Source organism: Prauserella rugosa (genome assembly GCF_000719975.1).
GTDB lineage: Bacteria > Actinomycetota > Actinomycetes > Mycobacteriales > Pseudonocardiaceae > Prauserella > Prauserella rugosa.
On record NZ_JOIJ01000004.1, the window covers coordinates 25,884 to 49,454 of the forward strand.

The 23,571-nt window shown below is 68.0% G+C and carries 20 protein-coding genes; 4 read left to right on the forward strand and 16 right to left on the reverse strand.

The annotated features are described in order from the left end of the window. Positions 1–119: 119 nt before the first annotated feature. The 4 genes from IF64_RS0106895 to benA form a co-directional block, all read right to left on the reverse strand. Positions 120–1,445, reverse strand: coding sequence for an MFS transporter (locus IF64_RS0106895; protein WP_030531178.1), 1,326 nt, complete (start codon positions 1,443–1,445; stop codon positions 120–122). Positions 1,446–1,625: 180 nt separating this feature from the next. After that, the gene (benC, locus tag IF64_RS0106900) at positions 1,626–4,481 is read right to left on the reverse strand and encodes a benzoate 1,2-dioxygenase electron transfer component BenC (protein WP_030531179.1); all 2,856 of its coding nucleotides are present in this window, start codon (positions 4,479–4,481) and stop codon (positions 1,626–1,628) included. A gap of 158 nt (positions 4,482–4,639) precedes the next feature. Then, positions 4,640–5,200 (reverse strand): benzoate 1,2-dioxygenase small subunit, encoded by a 561-nt coding sequence (gene benB / locus IF64_RS0106905; RefSeq protein WP_030531180.1) that lies wholly within the window; start codon positions 5,198–5,200, stop codon positions 4,640–4,642. 39 nt (positions 5,201–5,239) lie between these two features. Next, positions 5,240–6,637 (reverse strand): benzoate 1,2-dioxygenase large subunit, encoded by a 1,398-nt coding sequence (gene benA, locus IF64_RS0106910; RefSeq protein WP_030531181.1) that lies wholly within the window; start codon positions 6,635–6,637, stop codon positions 5,240–5,242. A gap of 220 nt (positions 6,638–6,857) precedes the next feature. Here benA and IF64_RS0106915 point away from each other — a divergent pair, with 220 nt between their 5' ends. The 3 genes from IF64_RS0106915 to catA are packed head-to-tail and all read left to right on the forward strand — an operon-like array spanning position 6,858 to position 9,793. Continuing rightward, positions 6,858–7,778, forward strand: a complete 921-nt coding sequence (locus IF64_RS0106915) for a LysR substrate-binding domain-containing protein (RefSeq protein WP_030531182.1) — start codon at positions 6,858–6,860, stop codon at positions 7,776–7,778. Then, positions 7,775–8,878, forward strand: a complete 1,104-nt coding sequence (locus IF64_RS0106920) for a mandelate racemase/muconate lactonizing enzyme family protein (RefSeq protein WP_030531183.1) — start codon at positions 7,775–7,777, stop codon at positions 8,876–8,878. Before IF64_RS0106915 ends, IF64_RS0106920 begins: the two co-directional genes overlap by 4 nt. A 48-nt stretch (positions 8,879–8,926) precedes the next feature. Further along, the gene (catA, locus tag IF64_RS0106925) at positions 8,927–9,793 is read left to right on the forward strand and encodes a catechol 1,2-dioxygenase (RefSeq protein WP_030531184.1); all 867 of its coding nucleotides are present in this window, start codon (positions 8,927–8,929) and stop codon (positions 9,791–9,793) included. An 87-nt stretch (positions 9,794–9,880) separates the two neighbouring features. Here the strand turns inward: catA and IF64_RS0106930 are convergent, their stop codons facing one another. From IF64_RS0106930 to IF64_RS0106950, 5 genes are all read right to left on the reverse strand, one after another. Next, complete coding sequence (locus IF64_RS0106930) at positions 9,881–10,639, reverse strand: SDR family NAD(P)-dependent oxidoreductase (RefSeq protein ID WP_030531185.1); 759 nt, start codon at positions 10,637–10,639, stop codon at positions 9,881–9,883. Positions 10,640–10,650: 11 nt separating this feature from the next. Next, a complete protein-coding gene (locus tag IF64_RS0106935; protein WP_030531186.1) occupies positions 10,651–11,652 on the reverse strand; it encodes a transketolase family protein in 1,002 nt (333 codons plus the stop codon). Continuing rightward, positions 11,649–12,491, reverse strand: coding sequence for a transketolase (locus IF64_RS0106940; RefSeq protein ID WP_030531187.1), 843 nt, complete (start codon positions 12,489–12,491; stop codon positions 11,649–11,651). The genes IF64_RS0106935 and IF64_RS0106940 overlap by 4 nt, the downstream gene beginning before the upstream one ends. A 4-nt stretch (positions 12,492–12,495) precedes the next feature. Next, the gene (locus IF64_RS0106945; RefSeq protein ID WP_051757536.1) at positions 12,496–13,839 is read right to left on the reverse strand and encodes an MFS transporter; all 1,344 of its coding nucleotides are present in this window, start codon (positions 13,837–13,839) and stop codon (positions 12,496–12,498) included. Between the two features lie 222 nt (positions 13,840–14,061). Continuing rightward, positions 14,062–14,760 carry a GntR family transcriptional regulator gene (locus IF64_RS0106950; RefSeq protein ID WP_048808275.1) on the reverse strand — a complete coding sequence of 233 codons (699 nt, stop codon included), beginning with the start codon at positions 14,758–14,760 and terminating at the stop codon, positions 14,062–14,064. 103 nt (positions 14,761–14,863) lie between these two features. Between IF64_RS0106950 and IF64_RS0106955 the strand changes: the two genes are divergently transcribed. Beyond that, complete coding sequence (locus tag IF64_RS0106955) at positions 14,864–15,763, forward strand: amidohydrolase family protein (RefSeq protein WP_030531190.1); 900 nt, start codon at positions 14,864–14,866, stop codon at positions 15,761–15,763. Here the strand turns inward: IF64_RS0106955 and IF64_RS0106960 are convergent. From IF64_RS0106960 to IF64_RS0106990, 7 genes are all read right to left on the reverse strand, one after another. After that, positions 15,751–16,491 (reverse strand): FadR/GntR family transcriptional regulator, encoded by a 741-nt coding sequence (locus IF64_RS0106960; RefSeq protein WP_030531191.1) that lies wholly within the window; start codon positions 16,489–16,491, stop codon positions 15,751–15,753. The genes IF64_RS0106955 and IF64_RS0106960 overlap by 13 nt on opposite strands. 307 nt (positions 16,492–16,798) lie before the next feature. Continuing rightward, on the reverse strand, positions 16,799–17,239 hold the full coding sequence (locus IF64_RS0106965) for a hypothetical protein (protein ID WP_030531192.1): 441 nt from the start codon (positions 17,237–17,239) through the stop codon (positions 16,799–16,801). Further along, positions 17,239–18,942: an L-lactate permease gene (locus IF64_RS0106970; RefSeq protein WP_030531193.1), complete on the reverse strand. Its 1,704-nt coding sequence runs from the start codon at positions 18,940–18,942 to the stop codon at positions 17,239–17,241. Before IF64_RS0106970 ends, IF64_RS0106965 begins: the two co-directional genes overlap by 1 nt. A gap of 39 nt (positions 18,943–18,981) precedes the next feature. Continuing rightward, a complete protein-coding gene (locus tag IF64_RS0106975; protein WP_030531194.1) occupies positions 18,982–20,682 on the reverse strand; it encodes a methylmalonyl-CoA mutase family protein in 1,701 nt (566 codons plus the stop codon). Between the two features lie 36 nt (positions 20,683–20,718). After that, positions 20,719–21,657 carry a methylmalonyl Co-A mutase-associated GTPase MeaB gene (gene meaB, locus IF64_RS0106980; RefSeq protein WP_030531195.1) on the reverse strand — a complete coding sequence of 313 codons (939 nt, stop codon included), beginning with the start codon at positions 21,655–21,657 and terminating at the stop codon, positions 20,719–20,721. Then, positions 21,654–23,057, reverse strand: coding sequence for a phenylacetate--CoA ligase family protein (locus tag IF64_RS0106985; RefSeq protein WP_030531196.1), 1,404 nt, complete (start codon positions 23,055–23,057; stop codon positions 21,654–21,656). Before IF64_RS0106985 ends, meaB begins: the two co-directional genes overlap by 4 nt. After that, a complete protein-coding gene (locus IF64_RS0106990; RefSeq protein ID WP_030531197.1) occupies positions 23,057–23,476 on the reverse strand; it encodes a cobalamin B12-binding domain-containing protein in 420 nt (139 codons plus the stop codon). Before IF64_RS0106990 ends, IF64_RS0106985 begins: the two co-directional genes overlap by 1 nt. Positions 23,477–23,571 lie beyond the last annotated feature (95 nt).

Below are 23,571 nucleotides of genomic sequence, written 5' to 3' on the forward strand. Positions count from 1 at the left end.
GCCCCGGCGGCGGGCCCGGAGACGACCGAGCCAAGGACGACGGACCCAGAGCCGGGCCCGCCGGCGGCAACCACCGGCGGGCCCGGACGCTCACGTGGGGACGCTGCCACGGACGCCGGTCAGGTGGCCGGTTCCGGCTGCACGGCGGACGTCCCGACCCGCGGTGCCGCGGCGTCGGACCGGCGCGGCACCAGCATCGTGACCAGCGCCGCCAGCAACGCGACCCCGGCGAAGATGTAGAACGCCGTGAGACCGCCGAGGCCGGCTCCGACGAGTACGCCGCCCACGACCGGCCCGACGATGCCGCCCAGCCTGCCGAACCCGGCACACCACGCCACGCCTGCCCCGCGTGCCCGCGTCGGGTAGTAGTTCGACACCAGTCCGTAGATCAGCACCTGGGTGCCGATCGTGCCCACGCCGGCGACCGCCACGGCCGCGAGCAGCACCACGAGCGGCAGGTTGAGCGGCAGCAGCGCCAGGGTGATCGCCGCGAGCACGAACGTCGTCGCGACCACCGGTTTCGCTCCGATCCGGTCGGCCCACGCGGAGGCGAGCAGTCCGCCGACGATGGCGCCGCCGTTGAGCACGAGCAGGAACGTCAACGAGTAGCTCTCGCCGTATCCGTTGTCGACCATGATCTGCGGCAGCCACGTGTTGAGGCCGTAGGTCAGCAGCAGTCCGGCGAAGCTCATGGTGCCCAACAGGAACGTGGGCCAGGCCAGGGCTTTCGTGGCCAGCGCGGGGAATCCGACGCGCCCTCCCGGCGGTTCGGTCTCCGGGGCCACGGTGGCGCCCGTGCGTTCGGCGACGATCCGTGCCTCGTCGTGCCGCCCGCGCGAGGCGAGCCACTGCGCCGACTCGGGCAGTTTCACCATGGCGAGCGGCAGGACCAGCACGATCGGCAGCGCGCCGATCCAGAACAGCCCGCGCCACCCGATGAGGTCGGTCAGGCCGAGTGCCAGTAACGAGGCCAGCACACCGCCCGCCGGGATTCCACTGTAGACGATCGCGTTGAGGCGGTTCCGTTGCTGAGGCGGGGCGAACTCGGCGACGATGGCGCCCACCGTGCCCACGAGCGCGCCGACACCGATACCCGTGAGGAACCGGCCGAGGCCGAACACGGTGACATTCGGTGCCATCGCCGTGAATCCCATGCCCAGCGAGAACCAGGCGAGGTTGAACAGCATGACGCGGCGACGGCCCACGACGTCGCCGAACGTGCCTGCGGCCAGCGCACCGACGAGCACGCCCACCAGCGCGTAGCTGCCCAGCGCGCCGCCCTGTTCGGGGCTGAGCGCACCGAGCTGACTCGGGTCGTCGAGGAGGATCGGAAGGATGGTGCCGTAGATGACGAGGTCGTACCCGTCGAAGACGAGGGCGATCGCCGACAGGGCGACCACCCAGAACACGGTACGTCGGCGCTTCGTTGCGTCGAGCTCGGACATGACGGACTCCCGGGGTGAAGGGACGGGTTCTCCGCACACCGGCCGGTGCGCGGTCCAGCGCGCGTGAGCGGCCTGAGCCGCCTGCGCCGCCACGCGATCGCCGTCGAGCGATCCAGGAACGGTTCGGTGTCGTGCCGGCGTGCCGGCCGCCGGGACGGGAGTGGCCGGGTGGGCGCCCGGCTACCCCTGGTCGCCGCCGCCCACGGGGACGACGGTGCCGGTCACGTAGGCGGCCTCGTCGGAGGCGAGGAAGGCGATCACGGCGGCCTGCTCGTCGAGCGTGCCGTAGCGCTTCATCAGCGACGACTCGACGGTCTGGTCGATGTGCGCCTGGAACCAGGCCTTCTCCTGCTCGGTCTGCGGGGCGTCCCCGCCGCGCGGAATCCGCCGCGGCGGGGCGTCGGTGCCACCGGGTGCCGTCGCGACGACCCGGATGCCCGAGCCCGCGTACTCCATCGCCAGCGACTCGGTGATGGCGTTGATGCCGCCTTTGGCCGCCGAGTACGGAATGCGGTGGATGCCGCGCGTCGCCACCGACGAGACGTTCACGATCGTGCCGCTTCCCTGCCGCACCAGCGCGGGCAACGCCGCGCGGCACGACCACAGCGTCGTCATCAGCGAACGGTTGATCTCCGCCTGGATCTGGTCGGCGGTGAACTCGGTGTAGGGCTTGAACCACATGGCGCCGCCGACGTTGTTGATCAGCACGTCGATGCGGCCGAACACCTCGAGCGCCTCGTCGATCACGGCCTGCGCGCCCTCGTAGGTCTCCAGGTCGGCGAGTACGGCCCGCGCCCGGCCGCCCTCGGAGGTGACGTCGTCGGCCACGCCCTGCACCAGGTCGGACCGGTCGGCGAGCACGAGCGCGCCGCCCTCGGCTCCGATCCGCCTGGCGGCGCGTTCGCCGATGCCCTGCGCCGATCCGGTGACCACGACCACCTTGCCCGCGAAGCGCCCCGGGGAGACGAACGCGGGCCTGGTCGCCTCGCGCGCCTCCTTCATCGCGCGCCGGGTCGTCGCCTTGGAGCGTTCCGCGTGTTCGGCGACGAGGGCGCGAGCGGCCTTGCGGTCGCCTGCCTCGAACGCGGACACGATGTCGAGGTGGTCCTGGGTACAGCGCGGATCGCACCACGTGGCCTCGCGCAACGTCTCGTCCATGTGTCCCTTCACGCCGAGGGCACGGTAGGCGTGGAGGAGGTGTTCGTTGCCGGTGAGGGTGAACAGGTAGTCGTGGAACGCCGCGTTGGCCTCGGTGTAGGCGGCGGCGTCGACGAACCGGTCACCGTCCACATAGGGCACTGTGGCCTCGGCGAGGAGCCGGAAGCCGGCCAGCTGTTGCGAGCTGAGCCTGCCGATCGTGATCTCCACGGCGCCGAGCTCGAGGGCTTGGCGTGCGTCGAACACCGCGTCCGACTTGTAGATCGACGGGTGCTGTTCACCGATCTCGTAACCGTCGGGCGTCGCGGTCACCCCGGCAGCCGCGCCCTGGTTCGGTTGCACTGCGTTCGGCTCGGACTGGGGCTCGGACTCGTGCTTGGCGGGTGCCGGTGCCGGACCGCCGAGGGGACGGATGCCGGTGTTCTCGGTGAGCATCTCCTGTCCCGCGATCGCCCGTGCGGCGCCGGCCGGCACGAGGTCCTCACCCGCGTCGAGGGCGCGGGTGGTCCCCGTACCCGCAGGCCAGATGCCCTGGCCCGCGACGGAGCGGAGGGTGTCGACCTCGTCGACGCCGGCCCTGGTGCTCCCGAGGGCCCCATAGTCGCGTTGAACGCGACTATTGTTCCCATCGCGCGCCGCGCCAGGTCCCACGGGTGCGGCCGTAGTGGCGGCGAACATCGGCTGGCCTGCGAGCTCACGCCCCTCCCCCGCCGCGACGGAGGTGAGTTCGAGGAGCTGCTGCCGGTCGCGGGATGCGGGTGAGACGGCGCCGAATGCGGTCTCCTGCATGGTGTCCACGGTGTCCTCCGACGGTGTGTCGGGCTGCGGGGCGTCCTCGGGCTCGGCCGCGCTGTCGGCCTCGGTTCCGGGGGCGGCGGCGAGGGCGAACTTCTCGTAGTAGATGCCGGTGGGTTCGATGCCGCGTTCGGCGAAGTGGGTGCGGACCGCTTCGACCATCGGCGGTGGCCCGCACAGGTAGACGGCGACGTCCCCGCCGTGCAGGTGTTCGTCGCGGATCGGGCTCATCACGTAGCCGGTGTTGGGCGCGGTGCTGGCGGGATCGGAAACGACGTAGTCCCAGGTCAGCTGGGGAAGTTCGGTGGCGAGTTTGGCGATGGTGTCGAGTTCGACGACGTCGTCGTCGGTGCTGACGCCGTACACCAGGTGCACCGGCCTGCGCGAGCCGGTGGCGACCATGGTGCGCAGGATCGACAGGATCGGTGCCAGGCCGGTGCCGCCTGCCAGCAGCAGCACGGGGCGGTCGGTCTCGCGCAGGAAGAAGCTGCCGTGCGGGCCGGTGAAAGTGAGTTCGTCGCCGACGGCGGCACGGTCGGTGAGGTAGTCCGACATGACGCCACCGGGAGACAGCTTCATCAGGAAGGTCAGGGACTTCTCGTCGGGCCCGTTGCTGAACGAGTACGAGCGGGTCTCGTCGGTTCCGGGCACGGCGATATTGACGTACTGCCCCGGCAGGAAGGCCAGGTCGGCGCGCTGCGGGGTGTCGATGGTGAGCGCGACGGTGGTCGGCGAGAGCCGGTCGAGTGCGGTGATCGTGGCGGTGAACTCGCCCGCCTGGGTCTTGGCGACCTCGGAGGTGGTGGCGATCTGCAGGACGAGGTCGGATTTCGGGGTCATGCTGCACGGCAGCACGTAGCCGCTGGCGGCTTCGTCGTCGGTGAGGGCGTCGTCGATGTAGGTGCCGCCGTCGTAGTCACCGGATTCGCAGAACGCTTTGCACGTGCCGCACGCGCCGTCGCGGCAGTCGAGTGGGATGTTGATCCGCTGCCGGTAGGAGGCGTCGGCGACGGTCTGGTCGGGATCGCACTCGATGAAACGTGTGACTCCGTCCTCGAAGGACAGCGCGACCTGATAACTCACAACAGCTCCTAGCAAATATGAGACCCGAAACCGCCACGAAAACCCAGCGATCCAACTTGCCTACGGATACGACCCGCCCACGCGCTATTCACGGGCCCGACCCGGCACGGCCATTGGCACCGACATTGGCACCGACCAGCAAAAGAAGTTGACAGGTTCTAGATGTGGTAGATGTCCACAACGTGGTGGATGTAGTCATTCTTGAGAATGACCGTCTTGCGGCGGATGAGTGGTGATTCGCCGGAGAAGTCGATGGTGTAGAACGAGGTTCCGTAGTAGGGGTCCACCGTGTTGTAGCGAAAGTACATGGTGTGCCAGTTGAACCGCACGTCGAGGAGGTCGCCTCGGCGTTCGATGACCTCGACGTTGTTGATGTTGTGGCTGGTCCGCGGTTCGGGGATGGAGGTGGCGCTGGAGCGTTCGGTGCGGATGCGGAAGACGCGGTCCTCCAGGCCACCCTTGTTGGGGTAGTAAATCAGCGACATCTCCCGCTGCGGGTCTTCGGTGAGGCGGTCGTTGTCGTCCCAGCAGGGCATCCAGAACACGACGTCGTCGGCGTAGCATTCGAGCCATTTCTCGAATTCCCGGTCGTCGAGGTAGCGGGCCTCGCGGTAGAGGAATTGTTCGAGGTCGTTCTGGGTGATGTGCTTGGTCGGGGCGGGGGTGTCGGTGGCCGTGCCCGTCCCGTTCGTGGTGGTGTTGTCGGCGGTGACAGTCATGTCGGGAAAGCCTCCTTGTCGGTGGTGCGGGCGGGCCGATCAGGCGCCGGCGCTGTCGGCCGCGGCCTTCCTGGCGGCTTCCTGCTCCAGGGCTTCCTTGGCGACGGCGGCGCGCATGGTCTGGGTCCAGTAGCCGTGCTGCACGGGATAGAGCCCTTCGTCCTCGTTGCGCTGGCCTGCGGAGATGACGCCGTCCATGCCGAGTGCGGTGGCGACCTCGTCGGGGCCGCTCAGCCAGTGTTCGGCGCCTCGGCTCATGTCGTTCCACGGCGCGGCTGTAGCGCGGAAGGTGAGCTGGCAGGAGCGGAACTCTTCGAGGTCGTCCGGGGTGGCCATGCCGGAGGCGTTGAAGAAGTCCTCGTACTGGCGGATGCGCCAGGCCCGCGATTCGTCGCTTTCGCCCTTCGGGGCGATGCAGTAGATGGTGACCTCGGTCTTGTCGGGCGCGATGGGGCGGAAGTGCCTGATCTGGGTGGAGAACTGGTCCATCAGGTAGACGTTCGGGTACAGGCACAGGTTGCGCGAGCCCTTGACCATGAACTCGCCCTTGGCGTCGCCGAACTCCTTCTTGAGCTCCTCCATGCGCGGCCACAGTGGACGGTCCTGGGGGTTGCCCGCCCATGTCCACAGGCACAGGTGCCCGTTGGGGTACGACCAGTAGCCGCCTCCGGACTTGCCCCAGCTGCCCGCGTCGAGGGTCTTGGTGTCGTTCTTGGACTCGCCGGTGCCCCTGCGGGAGGTGGTGGCGGCGTAGTTCCAGTGCGTCGCGGTGACGTGGTAGCCGTCGGCCCCGTTCTCGGCCTGCACCTTCCAGTTGCCGTCGAAGGTGTAGGTGGAGGAGCCGCGCAGCACCTCGAGGCCTTCGGGCGACTGGTCGACGAGCATGTCGATGACCTTGGTGGTGTCGCCGAGGTGTTCCGACAGCGGCAGCACGTCGGGATTGAGGCTGCCGAACAGGAATCCACGGTAGGAGTCGAACCGGGCGACCTTGGTGAGGTCGTGGGAGCCGTCGGTGTCGAACGAGTCCGGGTAGCCCGCACCGTCGGGGTCCTTGACCTTGAGCAGCTTGCCGTCGTTGCGGAACGTCCAGCCGTGGAACGGGCACGTGAGCGTGGTGCGGTTGTCCGTCTTGCGGCGGCAGAGCATGGCTCCGCGGTGGGCGCACGCGTTGATGAGGCAGTGCAGCTGCCCCTGCTTGTCGCGGGTGATCACGACCGGCTGGCGGCCGATGTAGGTCGTGAAGTAGTCCCCTGGGTTCGGGACCTGGCTCTCGTGGGCCAGGTAGATCCAGTTGCCCTCGAAGATGTGCTTCATCTCGAGTTCGAAGATCTCCTCGTCGGTGAAGATCCGACGGTTGGCGCGGTAGACACCGGCTTCCCGGTCTTCGACGACGGCGTCGGCGAGGACGGCCGACACGTGGTCAAGGGTCTCGGTCATTGAGTCCTCCTGCGGCCGTTCTGATCGGCTCTGATCGGCGGGTGCACCGACTGTGACAGCGCGGTTAACGACGCAAACCGGGTAAATGCCCAGTCCTGACCCAGGGGGCCTTTGATCGTTGTTGTTTATCAATCCTGCGGTAAGAAGTCCTTGTCATGGATCAATGCAGGTACCTACCGTGAAGAATCGGCCCAGCGCGGAGCAGGAAGGAGGTGCGCGGATGGAGCTGCGGCACCTTCGCTACTTCGTGGCGGTGGCCGAGACGTGCCACTTCGGCCGTGCCGCGGAGCGTCTGCGCCTGGCCCAGCCCGCGCTCTCGCACGCCATCCGCCAGCTCGAGTCCGAGTTGGGAGCGACGCTGTTCGCCCGCACGACGCGCCAGGTCAGCCTGACACCCGCAGGTGAGTTCTTCCTGGCCGAAGCGCATCGGGTGCTCGACACGCTCGCCGACGGGGTACACGGGGTCCGCCAGATCGCGGGCGGCAGGCTCGGCCTGTTGCGCATCGGTTTCACCGGTACCGCAGCGTTCTCCCACCTGCCCCGGATCGCCCGCGCGCTGAAGCGGGACCTGCCCGAGGTGGCTCTCGACGTCAACGCCGATCTGCTGACGCCGGCGCAGTGCGATCTGTTGCGTTCGGGCGACCTCGACGTCGGGGTGCTGCGCCCGCCCGCCCGCGGTGAGGACATCGAGCTGCGGATCGTCGAGACCGAGCCGCTCATCCTCGCGGTGCCCGCCGATCATCGGTTGGCCACCGAGCCGGTCGTGTCGATGGGTGACCTGCGGGCGGAGTCGTTCATCGGCTACGCCAGCAAGGACTCCGTGGTCAACGACGCGGTGACCCGCAGTTGCGAGGCCGCGAGCTTCACTCCGCAGCGCGACCATCAGGCAGCCGGGACGGCCGTGTTGTTGTCGCTGGTCGCGGGCGGTCTCGGCGTCGCCATGGTGCCGACGTCGGCGAGGGCGCTGCCGTTGGAGGGCGTGGTGTTCCGCGACCTGACCGACGCGGGCAGCGTCGAACTCGCGCTGGCCTGGCACGCGAGCACCGATTCGCCGTTGGTGCGGTCGGTCGTCGACGTGCTGGAACCCGCCCTGACCGGCCGTGCCGACCCGGCCGCATCGACCCCCGAGGTGAGTCCATGAAGATCACGCGGATCGAGGCGATCCCGTTCGCCATCCCGTATCGCAAGCCGCTGAAGTTCGCCTCGGGTGAGGTGCACGCGGCCGAGCACGTGCTGGTGCGGGTGCACACCGACGACGGTGTCGTCGGTGTGGCCGAGGCGCCGCCCCGGCCGTTCACCTACGGGGAGACCCAGACCGGCATCATCACCGTGATCGACCGGATCTTCGCGCCGCAGCTGACCGGGTTGAGCCTGCTCGAACGCGAGACGATGCACGCGCGGATGCACCGCACGGTCGGCAATCCGGCCGCGAAGGCGGCGGTCGACATGGCGGTGTGGGACGCGTTGGGCCGCACGCTGGACACCGGGGTCACCGAGTTGCTCGGCGGCTACACCGACCGCATGCGGGTCTCGCACATGCTGGGCTTCGACGAGCCCGCGGCGATGGTGGCCGAGGCCGAACGCATGCGGGACCGCTACGGCATCACGACGTTCAAGGTGAAGGTCGGCAGGCGTCCGGTGTCGCTGGACACCGCCGTGGTGCGGGCGCTTCGTGAGGAGCTCGGCGACGACGTCGAGTTGTACGTGGACGGCAACCGCGGCTGGACGCCTGCCGAGTCGGCCGCGGCGATGCGGCAGATGGCCGACCTGGGCCTGCTGTTCGCCGAGGAGCTGTGTCCGGCCGACGACGTACTGGGCCGCCGGTGGCTGGTGTCGCAATTGGACGTTCCGTTCATCGCCGACGAGTCCGCGGTGACGGCCGCCGACGTGACCAGGGAGATCCTGGGCGGTTCGGCGACGGCCATCAACATCAAGGTGGCGCGCAGCGGGTTCACCCTCGCCCAGCGGGCGCACCATCTCGCCGAGGGGCTGGGCCTGGAGGCCGTGATGGGCAATCAGGTCGACGGTCAGCTCGGTTCGATGTGCACGGTCGTGTTCGGTTCGGCGTTCGCGCTCACCTCGCGCCGCGCGGGCGAGTTGTCGAACTTCCTCGACATGACCGACGACCTGCTGACCGAGCCGCTGCAGATCACCGGTGGCGAGTTGACCATCCGGCCGGGCGCGGGCATCGGTGTCGAGATCGATCCCGACAAGTTGGCGCACTACCGCCAGGACGTGTGACGCGCGTACGCGCTTTGGCGAACTGACCGAGGAATCAAGGAGGATCCCATGACCACCATCCCCACCGAGGCGACGGCCGCCGCGGCCGGCGCCAACGCGACGGCGCACTTCGCCAGCGACAAGGACCCGTACGCGGCTGTGAAGGACGTCCCGCCGGCACGCGTCGACAAGCTTGCGAGGCGGGTGCTGGCGGCCGTTCACGACACGATCCGCGAGGAGAAGGTCACCTACGACGAGTACAACGCGCTGAAGGCGTGGCTGATCCAGGTCGGCAAGGACGGTGAGTGGCCGCTGTTCCTCGACGTCTGGGTCGAGCACGTGGTCGAGGAGGTCGCCACCGAGCACCGTGAGGGCAGCAAGGGGACGATCGAGGGGCCGTACTACGTGCCGAACGCGCCGGAGTGCGCGGAGAACGGCGTCGGCACGATCCCGATGCGCGAGGACGAGGCGGGCACCAAACTGACGTGGACGGGCACGGTCACCGCGACCGACGGCACTCCGTTGGAGAACGCCAAGGTCGAGGTGTGGCACGCCGACAACGACGGTTACTACAGCCAGTTCGAACCGAGCCAGCCGCAGTGGAACCTGCGCGGCACGTTCTCCGTCGGTGAGGGTGGCCGCTTCGAGATCCACACCATCCAGCCGGCTCCGTACCAGATCCCGACCGACGGCGCGTGCGGCAAACTGATCGCCGCGGCGGGCTGGCACGCCTGGCGCCCGGCCCACATCCACGTGAAGGTGTCGGCCCCCGGCTACGAGCTGCTCACCGTGCAGCTGTACTTCCCCGGTGACGAGCACAACGACGACGACATCGCCTCGGCCGTCAAGCCGGAGCTCATCCTCGATCCGAAGCCCGCAGGCGACGGCACGGCCACCGTCGACTACGGCTTCGTCCTGGACCCGGTCCGGAACTGACACCACCGGATGTCCGACGTGCGACGCGGTTGGGTCCTCCGGTGCCTGTGGGTGCCGGAGGGCCCAACTGCGTTCGCGGTGGTCTCGTCAGTGGATGTGGGACCCGCCGTTGACGTCGTAGGTCGCCCCGGTGAGGTAGCCGGACTCGGGGCGGCACAGGAACGCCACCATGTCGGCGACGTCGGACACGGCACCCGTGCGGCGCATGGGGATGTCGGCCACCATCGCCGCTTTGCGGTCGTCCGGCAGCTTGCCCGCGGTGATGTCGGTGTCGATCAGCCCCGGTGCCACCGAGTTGACCGTCACGCCCGACGGGCCGAGCTCACGTGCCAGCGAACGGGAGAACCCGAGCAGTGCCGCCTTGGCCGACGAGTAGGCCACCCCGCCGAACACGCCTCCGCCGCGTTCGGCCGACACCGACGACATGTTGACGATCCTGCCGAAACCACGTTCGGTCATGCCCGGCGCGATGCGTTTGGTCATCAGGTAGCTGCCCCGCACGTTGACGGCGAAGATGCGTTCCCATTCGTCGTCTGCCACGTCCAGGAACGTCGTCGGAGACGTGATGCCGGCGTTGTTCACCAACGCCCCGATCTCCGTCAGATTCCCCTCCACCGTCGCGACCGCCTGATCGACGTCGTCGCGGTCGGTCACGTCGCATCGAATGCCCAGCGCGGTGACGCCGTGTCGCTGAGCGACCTGGTCGGCGATCTCCTTCGCGGCGGCCTCGTCGAGGTCGAGCACCGCGATGTCCCAGCCCTGCGCGGCGAGCGCGTGCGCCACGCCCTGGCCGATGCCGCGCCGGGACCCGGCTCCGGTGATCACGGCCGTATGCGTCTGTGTCATCTTCTCCGCTCCTACTTCATCTCGGCCAGCACACGCCGGACGACGCCGTCGGAGGACAGGCCGTAACGGTCGTGCAAGGTCGGCAGCGCACCCGCTGCCAGGAACTCGTCGGGCAGGGCAATGGGCACGATGCGCGCGCACTGCCCCGCGAAGGCCAGGCTCGAGGCGACCGATTCCGCCAGGCCACCGACCACGCTGTGGTTCTCGAGCGTCACGACGAGCCGATCGGTCGCCGCCTCGGCGACTATGCGCTCGGTGTCGAGCGGCTTCACGGTCGGGACGTGCAACACCGCCGCGTCGACGTGGTGCTTGCCCAGTTCCTGTGCGGCGGTCAGCGCGCGCATCGTCATCAGGCCCGTCGAGATCAACAGGACGTCCCGGCCGGTGCGCAGTTCGGCGGCCTTGCCGAGTTCGAACCGGTAGTCGTACTCGTCGAGCACCGTCGGCACCTTGCCGCGCAGCAGTCGCAGGTACGTCGGCCCTGGCGTGTCGGCGAGCTGCGGCACCGCCTGCTCGATGTCCACCGAATCGCAGGGGTCCACGATGGTCAGACCCGGCATCCCGCGCAGGATCGCCATGTCCTCGGTCGCCTGGTGACTCGGGCCGTATCCCGTGGTGAGCCCGGGAAGGCCGCCCACGACGTTGACGTTCAGCCCCGGCTCGGCGATGTCGAGGCAGAAGAAGTCGTAGGCACGCCTGCTGGCGAACACGCAGTACGTCGACGCGAACGGTGTCAGGCCGACCTCGGCCATACCCGCGGCGGCACCGAGCATCGACTGCTCGGCCATGCCCATCTGGAAGAACCGCTCGGGATGGACGTCCCGGAAGATGTGCATGTCGGTGTACTTAGCCAGATCCGCCGACAGGCCCACGATCTCAGGCCGTTGCTCGGCGAGCCGGTTGAGCGCATGCCCGAACGGCGCCGGTGTCGTCCGCTGTCCCGGATCGGCGAACGACGCGATCATCGCCGACGTCGTGAGCCGCTTCCTGCCCGTCGCACCCGTCGCCGTCATACCCGTGTCCCTTCGACGTAGTCGCGCGCCAGTTGCCATTCGTGTTCCTCCACGCGCATGAAGTGCGCCTTCTCCCGCTGTTCGAGGAACGGCACGCCCCGGCCCACCCGGGTGTCGCACACGAGGACCGAGGGACCTGCCGCCTCGTCCAGTTCGTCGAAGGCGCTAATCAACGCGTCCACGTCGTTGCCGTCCACACGGACCGCGTGCCAGCCGAACGCCCGCCACTTGTCCACGACGGGCTCGGTACGCAGCACACCGTCGGTGGGCCCGTCGGCCTGCAGGTGGTTGACGTCGACGATCGCGGTCAGATTGCCGAGTTCGTGGTGCGAGGCAGCCAGCGCCGCCTCCCACGTCGAGCCCTCGTCGAGCTCGCCGTCGGAGAGCAGGTTGTACACCCGCGCGCCGTTGCCCCGGTGGCGCAAGCCGAGCGCCATTCCGACCGCCACGGTCAGACCGTGCCCCAGCGACCCGCCCGAGATCTCCATTCCCGGCGTGTAACTGGCCATCCCCGACATCGGCAGCCGCGACTCGTCGGCGCCGTACGTCTCGAGTTCGGCGACGTCGAGGATGCCGGCTTCGGCCAGCGCGGCGTAGAGCGCGATCGCATAGTGCCCGATGGACAGCAGGAATCGGTCGCGGCCTTCCCACTCCGGATCTTCGGCGCGGTAGCGGAGGCGGTCGGTGTAGGCCACGGCCAGGATGTCGGCCACCCCGAGCGCCTGGGCGATGTAGCCCTGTCCCTGCACCTCCCCCATGTCCAGTGCGTTCTTGCGGATGCGGCGGGCGGATTCGGTGATGCGGGCGATCCGTTCGGATCGTGAAGCGCTTCCGCCCACGCGCTCAGCGTGAGGCTGTACCGACAACGGTCTTCTCCTTCTCTGCGGATGCAGCGGCCACGGATACCGGCCGCCAGGTCTCCGAGGTGATGAGCGCGGCGATCAGGCCGAGCAGGCCGTAGGCGCTGAACAGCACAGCCGGCCCCAGCCACCCGGTCTGTGCGTACAGCGCGGTCGCCACGAACGGCGTGAAGCCGGAGACAACGGCGGAGATCTGGTACGACAGCGACGTCCCCGCCGTGCGGGTCTTGGCGTTGAACAGCTCCGAGAACCACGCCCCCTGCACCCCGGCAAGCGAGTTCTGGCAGACGGCATAGCTGATCACGAACACGATCGTGATCACGACTGCGGAGCCGGTGTCGGCCAGCAGGAACATCGGGATGCCCCACACCAGCGACACCGTGCACCCCACGAGGTACACCGCGCGCCTGCCGAACGTGTCGGACGCGCGGCCCCACAGGGTCGTGGCCGCGATTCCCAACGCGGCCGCGAAGCTGAGAGCGAACAGTGTCACCGACTCCGGTGTCCCATTGGATTCCAAATAGGACATCAGGAAGGTCACCGACAGTGCGTAGCCGCCGGTCTCGACGACCCGGAGACACAACGCCCGCAGCACGTTGCGCCAGTCGTCGCGCAGCACCTCGACCAGCGGGTTCTTCGACACCTCGCCGGAGTTCTTGAGCTCCTCGAACTCGGGGGATTCGTCGACCTTGAGGCGGACCAGGATGCCGACGACGATCAGCACGGCCGACAACAGGAACGGGAGCCGCCACGCCCAGGTTCCGTCGAGGTCGGCACTGAACAGGAAGGCAATGTTCGCCAACAACAGACCGACGGGAAAGCCCGCCTGGGTGATGCCCGTGTACAGGCCACGTCGATGCCACGGTGCGTGTTCGAACGTCATCAGGATCGCGCCGCCCCACTCGGCGCCGAACGCCAACCCCTGCACGATGCGAATCACGACGAGCAGGACTGGCGCCCAGATACCCACCTGCTGATAGGTCGGCAGGAGTCCGATGAGGACGGTCGCGATACCCATGATCAGCAACGACCCGACGAGGACGGGTTTACGTCCGATGCGATCACCGAGGTGACCGGCGATCACGCCGCCGAGCGGCCGCGCCGCGAATCCGACGCCCAGGGTCGCGAACGACATCAGGGTCGCCGAGAGCGGGTCCGACCCGGGGAAGAACGCCGAGCCGAAGTAGAGCGCGGCGGCCGTACCGAAGCCGATGAAGTCGTAGGTCTCGATGGTCGCACCGACCCCGCAACCGAGAGCGACCTTGAGTTTGTCCTGGCTGCCCTCGGGACGCGGCCCGGTGGTGACCGGTGGTGTGGAGCCAGCCATCTCGATCCTCCTTGATCGGCGTTCCGGCTTTGCGGTCGCCGCCGCGGCAGCCCCGCGTGCCCGGCGAGCGGGCGCGGGGACAGCCTTCGCGGAACCGCGGGACGTGTTGAGTGTTAACAGTCGATGTCGACAGGGATACTGGAGGCCGAGAGCGGCGCTTGTCAACAGTCGGGAATCGGCATCAAGGACGCGACGGAAGTCGCTCCCCCGCCGTCTGGTTCGTCAGTTCTCGCCGGTGAGCAGCGCGAATGCGGCTTCCATGTGCTCCTGAACAACCTTGACGGCAGCGTCGACATCAGCCTTCTCGACGGCCTCGACGATCGGCCTGTGCTGGGTGGCCGACATCGACACGCGGCGTTGCTCCCGCCCCGCACTCATCACGACGATGCGCATCGGGCCTTCCAGCTGCCGCCACGTGCTGAGCAGGATCGAGTTGCCGGACAGCTCGCACAGCCTCTCGTGGAAGGCGAGGTCGGCTTCGAACTGGTCGGCAAGCTCGCCCTGTTCCGCAGCGAGCGCGTCCAGTAAGCCGTTCAGCTCACTCACCGCGGAGGAGATGTCGCCGCGCTGGATCAGCTCGGCCGCGGCGAGCCCCTCCAGCGCGCCGCGCACGCGGAACAACTCGTACACCTCGTCCTGCGACAGCGTGCGCACGCGCAGCATGCCGCGCACACCTGCCGTCACGAGGCCCTCCTGCTGCAGGTGACGGAGCGCCTCCCGGACCGTCCCTCTGCTGATGTGCAGCCGGGAGGCGATCTCGACCTCCCCCAGATGATCGCCGGGGGCATAGCCACCCGACACGATCGCCGAGCGGATGGCGACCAGCGCCCGCTCCCGGAGGGTCGTGCGATCCAGACTGCGTAGGGCCTCTTCCGTCACGCCGGTGATCCTAATCGACTGTCGACTGCCGACCTTCGGCATCGCGTGGAACCTCACGACCACTGATGGTCGAGTGTTGACAGTCAACCACCGACGTCGCATAGTGTGTCGCGATCCAGCGGCCGACTCGGGCGAGGAGCCTGCGATGACCGACAGCGACCTGCCGCTCGTCGACGCCCACCAGCATCTGTGGAACCTCGACGAGAACTACTACCCCTGGCTGAGCGACAAGGTCGCGCCTGCGGCGTGGGGAAGCTACGACGCGCTCCTGCGCAACTACACGATCGACGACTACCTGCGCGACGCCGACGGGCAGAACCTCGTCAAGTCGGTCCACCTCGACGTCGGCTGGGATCCGCGTGATCCGGTGGGCGAGACCCGATGGCTCCAGCAGATCGCCGACCAGCACGGCTTCCCGCACGGCATCGTCGGTTACGCCGACCTGTCGATGCCCGACGTGGCCGAGGTGCTTGACGCCCACGCCGAACACGCCAACTTCCGCGGTATCCGCCAGTCGATGAACTACCACCCCGACGAGGCGAAGACCTACCAGAGCCGGCCCGAAGTCAGTCGCACCCCGGAGTGGCGACGCGGCTTCCGCGAACTGCGCAATCGGGGACTGTCGTTCGATCTGCAGCTGTACTACCCGCAGATGGCAGAGTTTTACGACCTGGCGCGGGAGTTTCCCGACGTGCAGATCATCCTCAACCACACGGGCATGCAGGTCGACGGTCCCGACCACTTCGGACGGTGGCGCGAGGGCATGCGGCTACTCGCACAGGCACCGAACGTCGCGTGCAAGATCTCTGGCCTCGGCATGGGCGATCACCACTGGACCACCGAGTCGGTCCGGCCCTACGTGGAGACGGCGCTCGAGTGTTTCGGGGCCGAACGCTGCATGGTCGCCTCGAACTTCCCCGTGGACAGCCTGTTCTCCGACTTCGGCCGCATCTTCGACGCCTTCCGCGAGATCACCCGCGACTACTCGTGGAGCGAGCGGATGGCCCTGTTCCACAACAATGCGGTGTCGTTCTATCGACTCTGATCGTCGCCGGAGACGCGGCCGCGGTAGAAGGACGTGATGTGGTCGGCGACGACGTCGGCGGCCAGATCGCCGTTGCCGTCCTCGATCGCACGCACGATCGCTTCGTGCTCGTCGACGAGCCCGCTCGCAACTGCGCGCCAGTCGTCGAACTCGGCGAACGCTTGAGCCATCTCGTGTTCGACCGCGCCGCGCAACGCCTGCATCAGGTCGACCGCGAGGGCATTGCCGGAAATCCGCGCGATGGAGACGTGGAACTCGGTGTCGAGGGCGTTGAACGACTCGTGGTCCGAATCGGCCGAGCGCATCTGCTCGATCAGTCCCGTCAGGTGGCGAACGTCCTCGTCGGTGCGCGCGTCCGCGGCGCCGCGCGCGGCGGACCGTTCGAGTTCGACCCGCGTCTCGACCAGGTCGGACAGGCTGATCCTGGCCAGCGCGATGTGCAACCGCAGCAGGTTCGTCATCGCGGGTGTCGACGCGCCGGTGATCACCGAACCGGCGTCCTGCCCCGACCCGGTCCGCGCCTCGACGATCCCCATGGCCTCAAGAGCCCGAAGCGCTTCCCGCACACTCGTGCGGCTCACGCCGAGCGCCCCCACGAGTTCACGTTCGCTGGGCAGCCGTTCGCCCGCACGCAGACTGCCGTCGAGGATCTTCTGCTGGATCTGAGCCAGAACCTGTTCGTGGGTGCGGACGCGACGGACCGGCTCCCAGGCCGCATCGCTGCTCACGATCGGCTCCACGTAGTGAACATCGTCGTCGCCTCTCCTCGGGTTCGAGCGACCCGCTTCAGGATGGACGCGGAGGGAGGGTCTGCCTACGAGGCCGGTGAGCGTGTTCGCCCACCACCTCGATCACAGTGGCGCGACCGGTCCGGATTCTCACCGGAATTCCTCGTCTCCACGATCTGTCACGCCAGGTAATCAGAAGCCCCTGGGTCTGTCAATGTGACCTCTCTGTTGGTCTGACCACAATACCCGGGTCGGTGATGACGCGATCCGCCCTGATCCCCCCTGCTCCGCATCACAGCCCACCTCGTCACGGGCCCGCATTGGGACAAAAACCGAACGGCACGAGGTCCCGCTCCCGCCGTTCGACGTGGACCGCGGCGCCGAGCAGAGCCTCGGCCAGCCGGGACAGCCACACCGCCGCGTCGCCGGTCACTGATCGTGACGCCCGCAGGGTGACCATTCGGGCCAGTTTGAGCAGTCCCGCGGCCGGGCTGTAGCCCGCCGACACCGCGTCCCACGCCGTCGGCGTTTCGGACGGTGCCTCGAACGACGAGTACTCGGCCAGCAACCGGTTCACCGCGGACGGACGCGCCGGAGTCCGACCGGCATCGACCGCCTCGGCAAGGTCCAGCAGTTCCCGCTGCACCTCACCGAGCACCGTGTCGAGCCGCCGCGGCAACCCGAGGGTCGACACCGCTGCACCGATGGCCGCGTTCGCCTCGTCGATCGCATCCCGCTGGGCCGACATCAGGGCACCATCCACGACAGTACCGGCGTGGACTGCAGATAGACGAGGATGCACATCAACGGCACGAACAGCGCGGACGCTGCCAACACCTTCCGGAACAGCACGCCTTCCCTGCCTGCGAGGCCAACCGCACTCGCCCCGATGGCCAGGTTCTGCGGACTGATCATCTTGCCGAGCACGCCACCGCTCGTGTTGGCCGATGCGGTCAGGATCGGATCGAGACCGGCGCCGTGCGCAGCGCTCACCTGCAGTGCACCGAACAACGAGTTGGCCGACGTGTCCGACCCCGTCACGGCCGTCCCGAACCAGCCGAGCAAAGGCGACAGGAACGCGAACGCACCACCCGCACCGGCCAACAGGAGCCCGAGCGTCGCCGTCTGGCCCGACATGTTCATGACGTACGCCAGCCCGAGCACCGCCATGACCGTGATACCCGCCGTCCGCAACTGGCCGACGGTCTCGCCGTAGGCACGCACCGCGTCCCGCAACGGCACCCGCAGCACCGGAATGGTCAGCAACCCGGCCACGAACAGCACCGTTCCGCTGCTGGCCAGCCAGTCGAACTTGTACTCGGCCAGGCTCAGCGGTTCTCCCGCCGCGTCGACGACATTCAGCCCCGGCCACGGGAACGACAGCGTGGTGGTGTCGAGCAGATCGGCGACCGCCGGGATCGCGACCACCGAGAACAACGCGATGATCGTCGCGTACGGCGCGAACGAACGGACGCGTTCGGCCGGCGCGTCGACGACCTGCTCGGTGGCAGCCAGGGTCGCCGTCGCACCACCGCCGTTCGCGGGAACGGGCGACGTGCCGTGCCCGGTCCCGGCGCCGGCCTTCGACACCGGTGCTGACTCTGGCTCTCCCCCTGGCTCTGGTCCTGGCTCGGTACGGCGCGTCCCACGCAGACGCACCAACAGCAGCACCGCTGCCGCCGAGGCGAGCGCCGCCACGATATCGGTCAGCTGCACGGCACCGAAGTTCGCCATGAGGTACTGAGCGACGGCGAACGTCGCACCGCACACCAGCGCAGCAGGCCACGCCTCGCGCAGACCACGCTTGCCGTCCAGCACCACGACCAGCACCAACGGCACGATCAGCGCCAGCACGGGCACCTGCCTACCCGTCATGGCCGACAGGTCGTCGAGCGGCAGTCCGGTGACCCGCTCGAGCGTGATCACCGGGAGCGCGACGGCACCGTAGGCGACGGGAGCCGTGTTGGCGATCAACGCCACTGTCGCGGCCTTGATCGGCTTCAGCCCCACGGCCACGAGCATCACCGAGCAGATGGCGACCGGCGCGCCGAATCCGGCCAGCGCCTCCAGCAGTGCGCCGAACGAGAACGCGATGATGATGCCCTGGATGCGCTGGTCGTCGCTGATCCGGGAGAAAGCCCGCCGCAACACGTCGAAATGGCCGGACGCCCGCGTCATCTGGTAGATCCAGATGGCGTTGACGACGATCCACAACGCCGGGAACAAGCCGAACGCGGCGCCTTCGAGCGCCGAGTTGAGCGCCAACCCCGCCGGCATTCCGTAGGCGGCCACCGCGACGACGATCGACAACGCGAGACCGATGAGCGAGGCCAGCCAGGCGCGCATGCGGAACACGCCCAGCAGTACGAACAACGTGAGCAGCGGAACGGCCGCGACCAACGCGGACCAGGCGAGGCTGCCCCACAGGGGATCGGGGATCTGCTGGTACATGACGACCTCCGGAAACTCTCGACACTGAGAGGGAGCAGGTCAGAACACGGGTGTCTCCGTGTACGTGCCGAACACCTCGCGCAACGCGCCGGTGATCTCACCCATGGACAGGTGGGCCTTGACCGCATCGATCGTGGCCGGCATCAGATTCGCGCCCGGGTCGGACGCGACGGCGAGCAGGTTCTTCATGGCGGCTTCGGCGCGCTCGGGATCACGTTCCCTGCGCACCTGCTGAAGCCTGGCGATCTGCCGAGCCTCCGACTCCGGATCGAGTTGATGTGTCTCGATCCTCTCCCCGGACTCGGCATCGACATGTTTGTTCACGCCGATCACCGGACGGTCGCCGGATGCCTTGCGGCGGGCGTACTCGTAGGCCGAATCGGAGATCTCCCGTTGGAAGTAACCCTGCTCGATCGCGGCGACCACACCGCCGAGGCGTTCGATCTCGGCGAAGTAGTCCCAGATGCCCTGTTCGAGTCGATCAGTGAGGTCCTCGAGGTAGTAGGAACCGCCGAGCGGGTCGATCACGTTGGTCACGCCCGTCTCGTCGGCGATGATTTGCTGGGTGCGCAGAGCGATCTTCATCGCCTGCTCGCTGGGAATCGTGTAGGCCTCGTCGAGCCCGTTGGTGTGCAACGACTGCGCACCGCCCAGCACCGCCGACAGCGCCTGCAACGCGGTACGGATGATGTTGTTCATCGGCTGCGGCTTCGTCAGCGTCGCGGCGGCGGTCTGCGCGTGGAAGCGCAGTCGCATCGAGGCCGGGTTCTTCGCGCCAAAGGTCTCGGCCATCATGCGGGCGTAGAACCGCCGCACCGCACGGAACTTCGCCACCTCCTCGAACAGATCGGCCTGGCTGACGAAGAAGAACGACAGCCGCGGTGCGAACGCATCGACATCGATCCCCGCCGTGACGACGTCCTCCACGTACGCCTTGGTGATCGCCATGGTGAACGCGATCTCCTGTTGGGCGTTCGCACCGGCTTCGCTGATGTGGTAGCCGCTGATGTTGACCGGGTTGTACCTCGCCATGTTCTCGGCGCAGTAGCCGACAGTGTCCCGGACGATGCGCATGCTCGGCTGGACCGGGAAGATCCACTCCTTCTGCGCGACGTACTCCTTGAGGATGTCGTTCTGGATCGTCCCCGACAGCTTGTTCAGGTCGTAGCCCCGTTGTTCGGCCACGGCGACGTACATCGCCAGCAGGATCCAGGCCGACGGGTTGATCGTCATCGATACGCTGATCCGTTCGAGGTCGATGCCGTCGAACAGAGCCTCCATGTCGGGCAGCGTGTCGATCGCGACGCCTTCCCTGCCGACCTCGCCGAGACTCATCGGATCGTCGCTGTCCAGGCCCATGAGGGTGGGCATGTCGAAGTCGATGGACAGTCCCGTCTGTCCCTGCGCGATCAGGTACTGGAAACGTTTGTTCGTCTCCTCGGCCTGCCCGAACCCGGCGATCTGGCGCATCGTCCACGTGCGACCCCGGTACATCGTCGGATAGGGCCCGCGTGTGAACGGATACCGGCCGGGCAGTCCGATGTCCCGCCAGTCACCGTCCACATGCGCCGGGGTGTACACCCGCTCGACGGCAAGGCCGCTGCCGGTCCGGTACTCCTCACGCGACTCCGGCTGTCGGGCGAGGAACGCGGCGAGCTCGTCCTGCTCCCACTCCTTGACGTCGGCTGTCGCGGCCGCGGCGAGGTCGTCGGAGCTGAGTGGATACTTCTCTTCTGTCATGGCAATTCCCTCCGAAAGCTCGTGGTAGGCGTCCGGTCAGGCCCGGTCGAGGAGCCGACGTGCGGCGGCCAGCGGATCGCTACGGTGTGCCGTCACGGCGTCGACGGCGGCGTCGAACTCGGCCAGGCCCGGGCGCAACTGCTGGAGGACGAGTTCCTCGGCGACCCAGCGGATGCGTGTCGCGGCGTTGCGCCGGGCACGCCGGTCGAGCTCCCCGCATTCGGCCATCCACGTCAGGTGTTTGGCGAACGCGTCCGCGAGGTCGGCCACGCCGTCGCCCGTGGCTGCGACGGTCTGCTGGATCGGCACGTTCCACTGTCCGGCGCGCCGGTGGCTCAGTCGCAACATCTCGCGCAGTTCCGCGACGGTGCGGGACGCGCCCTCGCGGTCGGACTTGTTGACCACGTGCACGTCGGCGACTTCGAGCAGTCCCGCCTTGATGGCCTGCACGTCGTCGCCCATGCCGGGGACGCTCACCACGGCGATCGTCTGTGCCGCGCTGATCACGTCCACCTCGGCCTGTCCGACACCGACGGTCTCGAGGACGACGACGTCGATGCCGGCCGCGTCGAGAACCGTGATCGCATCCAGACAGGCTCGGGACAGCCCACCCAGTGCCCCGCGGGTCGCCACCGAGCGGATGAACACCCCCTCGTCACCACCGTGATCACTCATCCGAATGCGGTCGCCGAGGATGGCGCCACCGCTGAACACGCTCGACGGGTCGACGGCGAGCACGCCTGCCGTTCTGCCCTGGTCGCGGTAGTGGCGGACCAGTGCGGACACGAGCGTGCTCTTGCCGCTGCCGGGCGGTCCGGTCACGCCGAGCACGTGCGCCCGGCCCGCGTGCGGGTGCAGCGCGGCCAATGCTTCGTCCACACCGGACGTTCGCCGTTCCACGTGGGTCAGCATTCGCGCGATCGCTGGATGCCTCCCCGCGAGAACTCCGTCGACGATCTCAGCCTGCACCGTCATGGCGTGTTCTCCAAGCGCCGCAACAGATCCCGGTCGTCCACGACCCTGCGGGCCTTGAACTCGGTGCGATCGAACGTCTGGTGCTCGACGGGCACCACCCGCGCACCGATGCCGAGCACCGAACGCAACCGGTCCGCGATGCCGCCGGCCCAGGAATCCACCGACGATTCGGGGACGTCCTTGTACTCGACCTGAACGGCGAGGGTGTCCATAGCGGACTCGCGGCTGATCACGATGCGGTGTTCACCGCCGTAGCCGTCGGCCGCCATGACGACGTCGTCGATTGCGCTCGGGTACACGTTCTCGCCGCGCACCGTGAACATGTCGTCGATCCGCCCGTAGATACCCCTCGGCAGGAAGGGGTACGTGCGGCCACGGTCGGCCGACGGGGCCTCCCAGCGTGTCAAGTCGCCCGACAGCAGGCGGATCATCGGCTGGCTGGTGCGCTCGAGCGTGGTGTACACCGGCGTGCCTTCACAGCCGTAGTCCACCCGCTGGTAGGTGCCCGGGTCGCAGACCTCGGTGTAGACCAGGTCCTGCCAGCACAGCACGCCCGGTTCGTTCGCACCCGCGCCCAGGTGCATCCACGGACTGACCTCGGCCATGCTGCCCGAGTCGTACACCTGGGCATCGAAGGCGTCGACGATGCGCGAGCGGATCGCGGGCACGCTGGCACCTGGTTCCCCCGAGAAGAACAGTGCCCGCAGCCCCAAGCCGGCCGGATCGAACCCCTCGTCCCGCGCGACCTCCGCCAGATGCAGGGCGTAGGACGGCGTTCCGTAGAACACGGTGACCCCCATCTGCTTCATCCAGCGCACCGTGCGTGCGGTCTGGCCCGGAGTTCCCGCTCCGAACGGGAACACCCGCGCACCCAGGCGCTCGGCACCGATGTAGGCGCCCCACGAACCCCAGTACAGGCTCAGCGGCGAGGCGACCAGCACGGTGTCGTCGGGGCGGATGCCCATGGCCCACATGACGCGGGCATGCGCGTTGGCGACGCTGCGCCAATCACGCTCGTTGATCCCGAACGCCGTCGGCCTTCCCGTGGTCCCCGACGTGCCGTTGATGTGTTTGACCTCGGATGGCGGCGCGGCGAGATAGCTACCGAACGGCTCGTGCTCGGCCTGGTCGGCGCGCAGTTCCTCCTTGCGCACCACGGGAACCTTCTCGAAGTCCTCGAGGCTCCTGATGGACGACGGGTGGATACCCGCCTCGTCCCACTTGCGACGGTAGAAAGGCGCGTTGTTCCACGCGTACTCCATGACCTGCCGGATGCGTTCGAGAATCGCCTCGTCCCGCTGTTCGGCCGGCATCGTCTCCCTGCGAGGGAACCAGAAACGTTGGGCGATCTCGGGGCGGTAGGACTCGTCGTAACTCGGCGGCCAGCTCCACTGTTCCATCACGCCTCCCCGACCGGTGCACAGACGCCGCGGATCCGTTCGACGATCGTCTCCGGCGTCGTGTCCTGTCCGAGCACCTCGGCGACGCCCATGTTCCTGAGTTCCTCGACGTCCTCGTCGGGCATCACCCCGCCTGCGACGAGCGCGAAGCGGGGCCGGTCCGGCATGTCGTCGATCAGCTGAAAGATGCGGGTGAAGATCGGCATGTGAGCGCCCGACAACAGGCTCACGCCGAGTACGTCGACGTCCTCCTGCACGGCGGCATCGAGTACCTGTTCGGGACTGCGGTGCAGGCCGGTGTAGATCACCTCCATCCCCGCATCGCGCAGGGTCCTGGCGACGACCTTGACGCCGCGGTCGTGTCCGTCAAGTCCGATCTTCGCGAGCATCACGCGAATCGGTTCCTCGCTCGTGTCCATCTCAGCTCCGAGTGTTGGTACGACAGCGATGTGGTCAGACCATAGGACTGGCCAGACATCGCCGCAAGGCCTAATCTCGACACGCGGTACTGGCC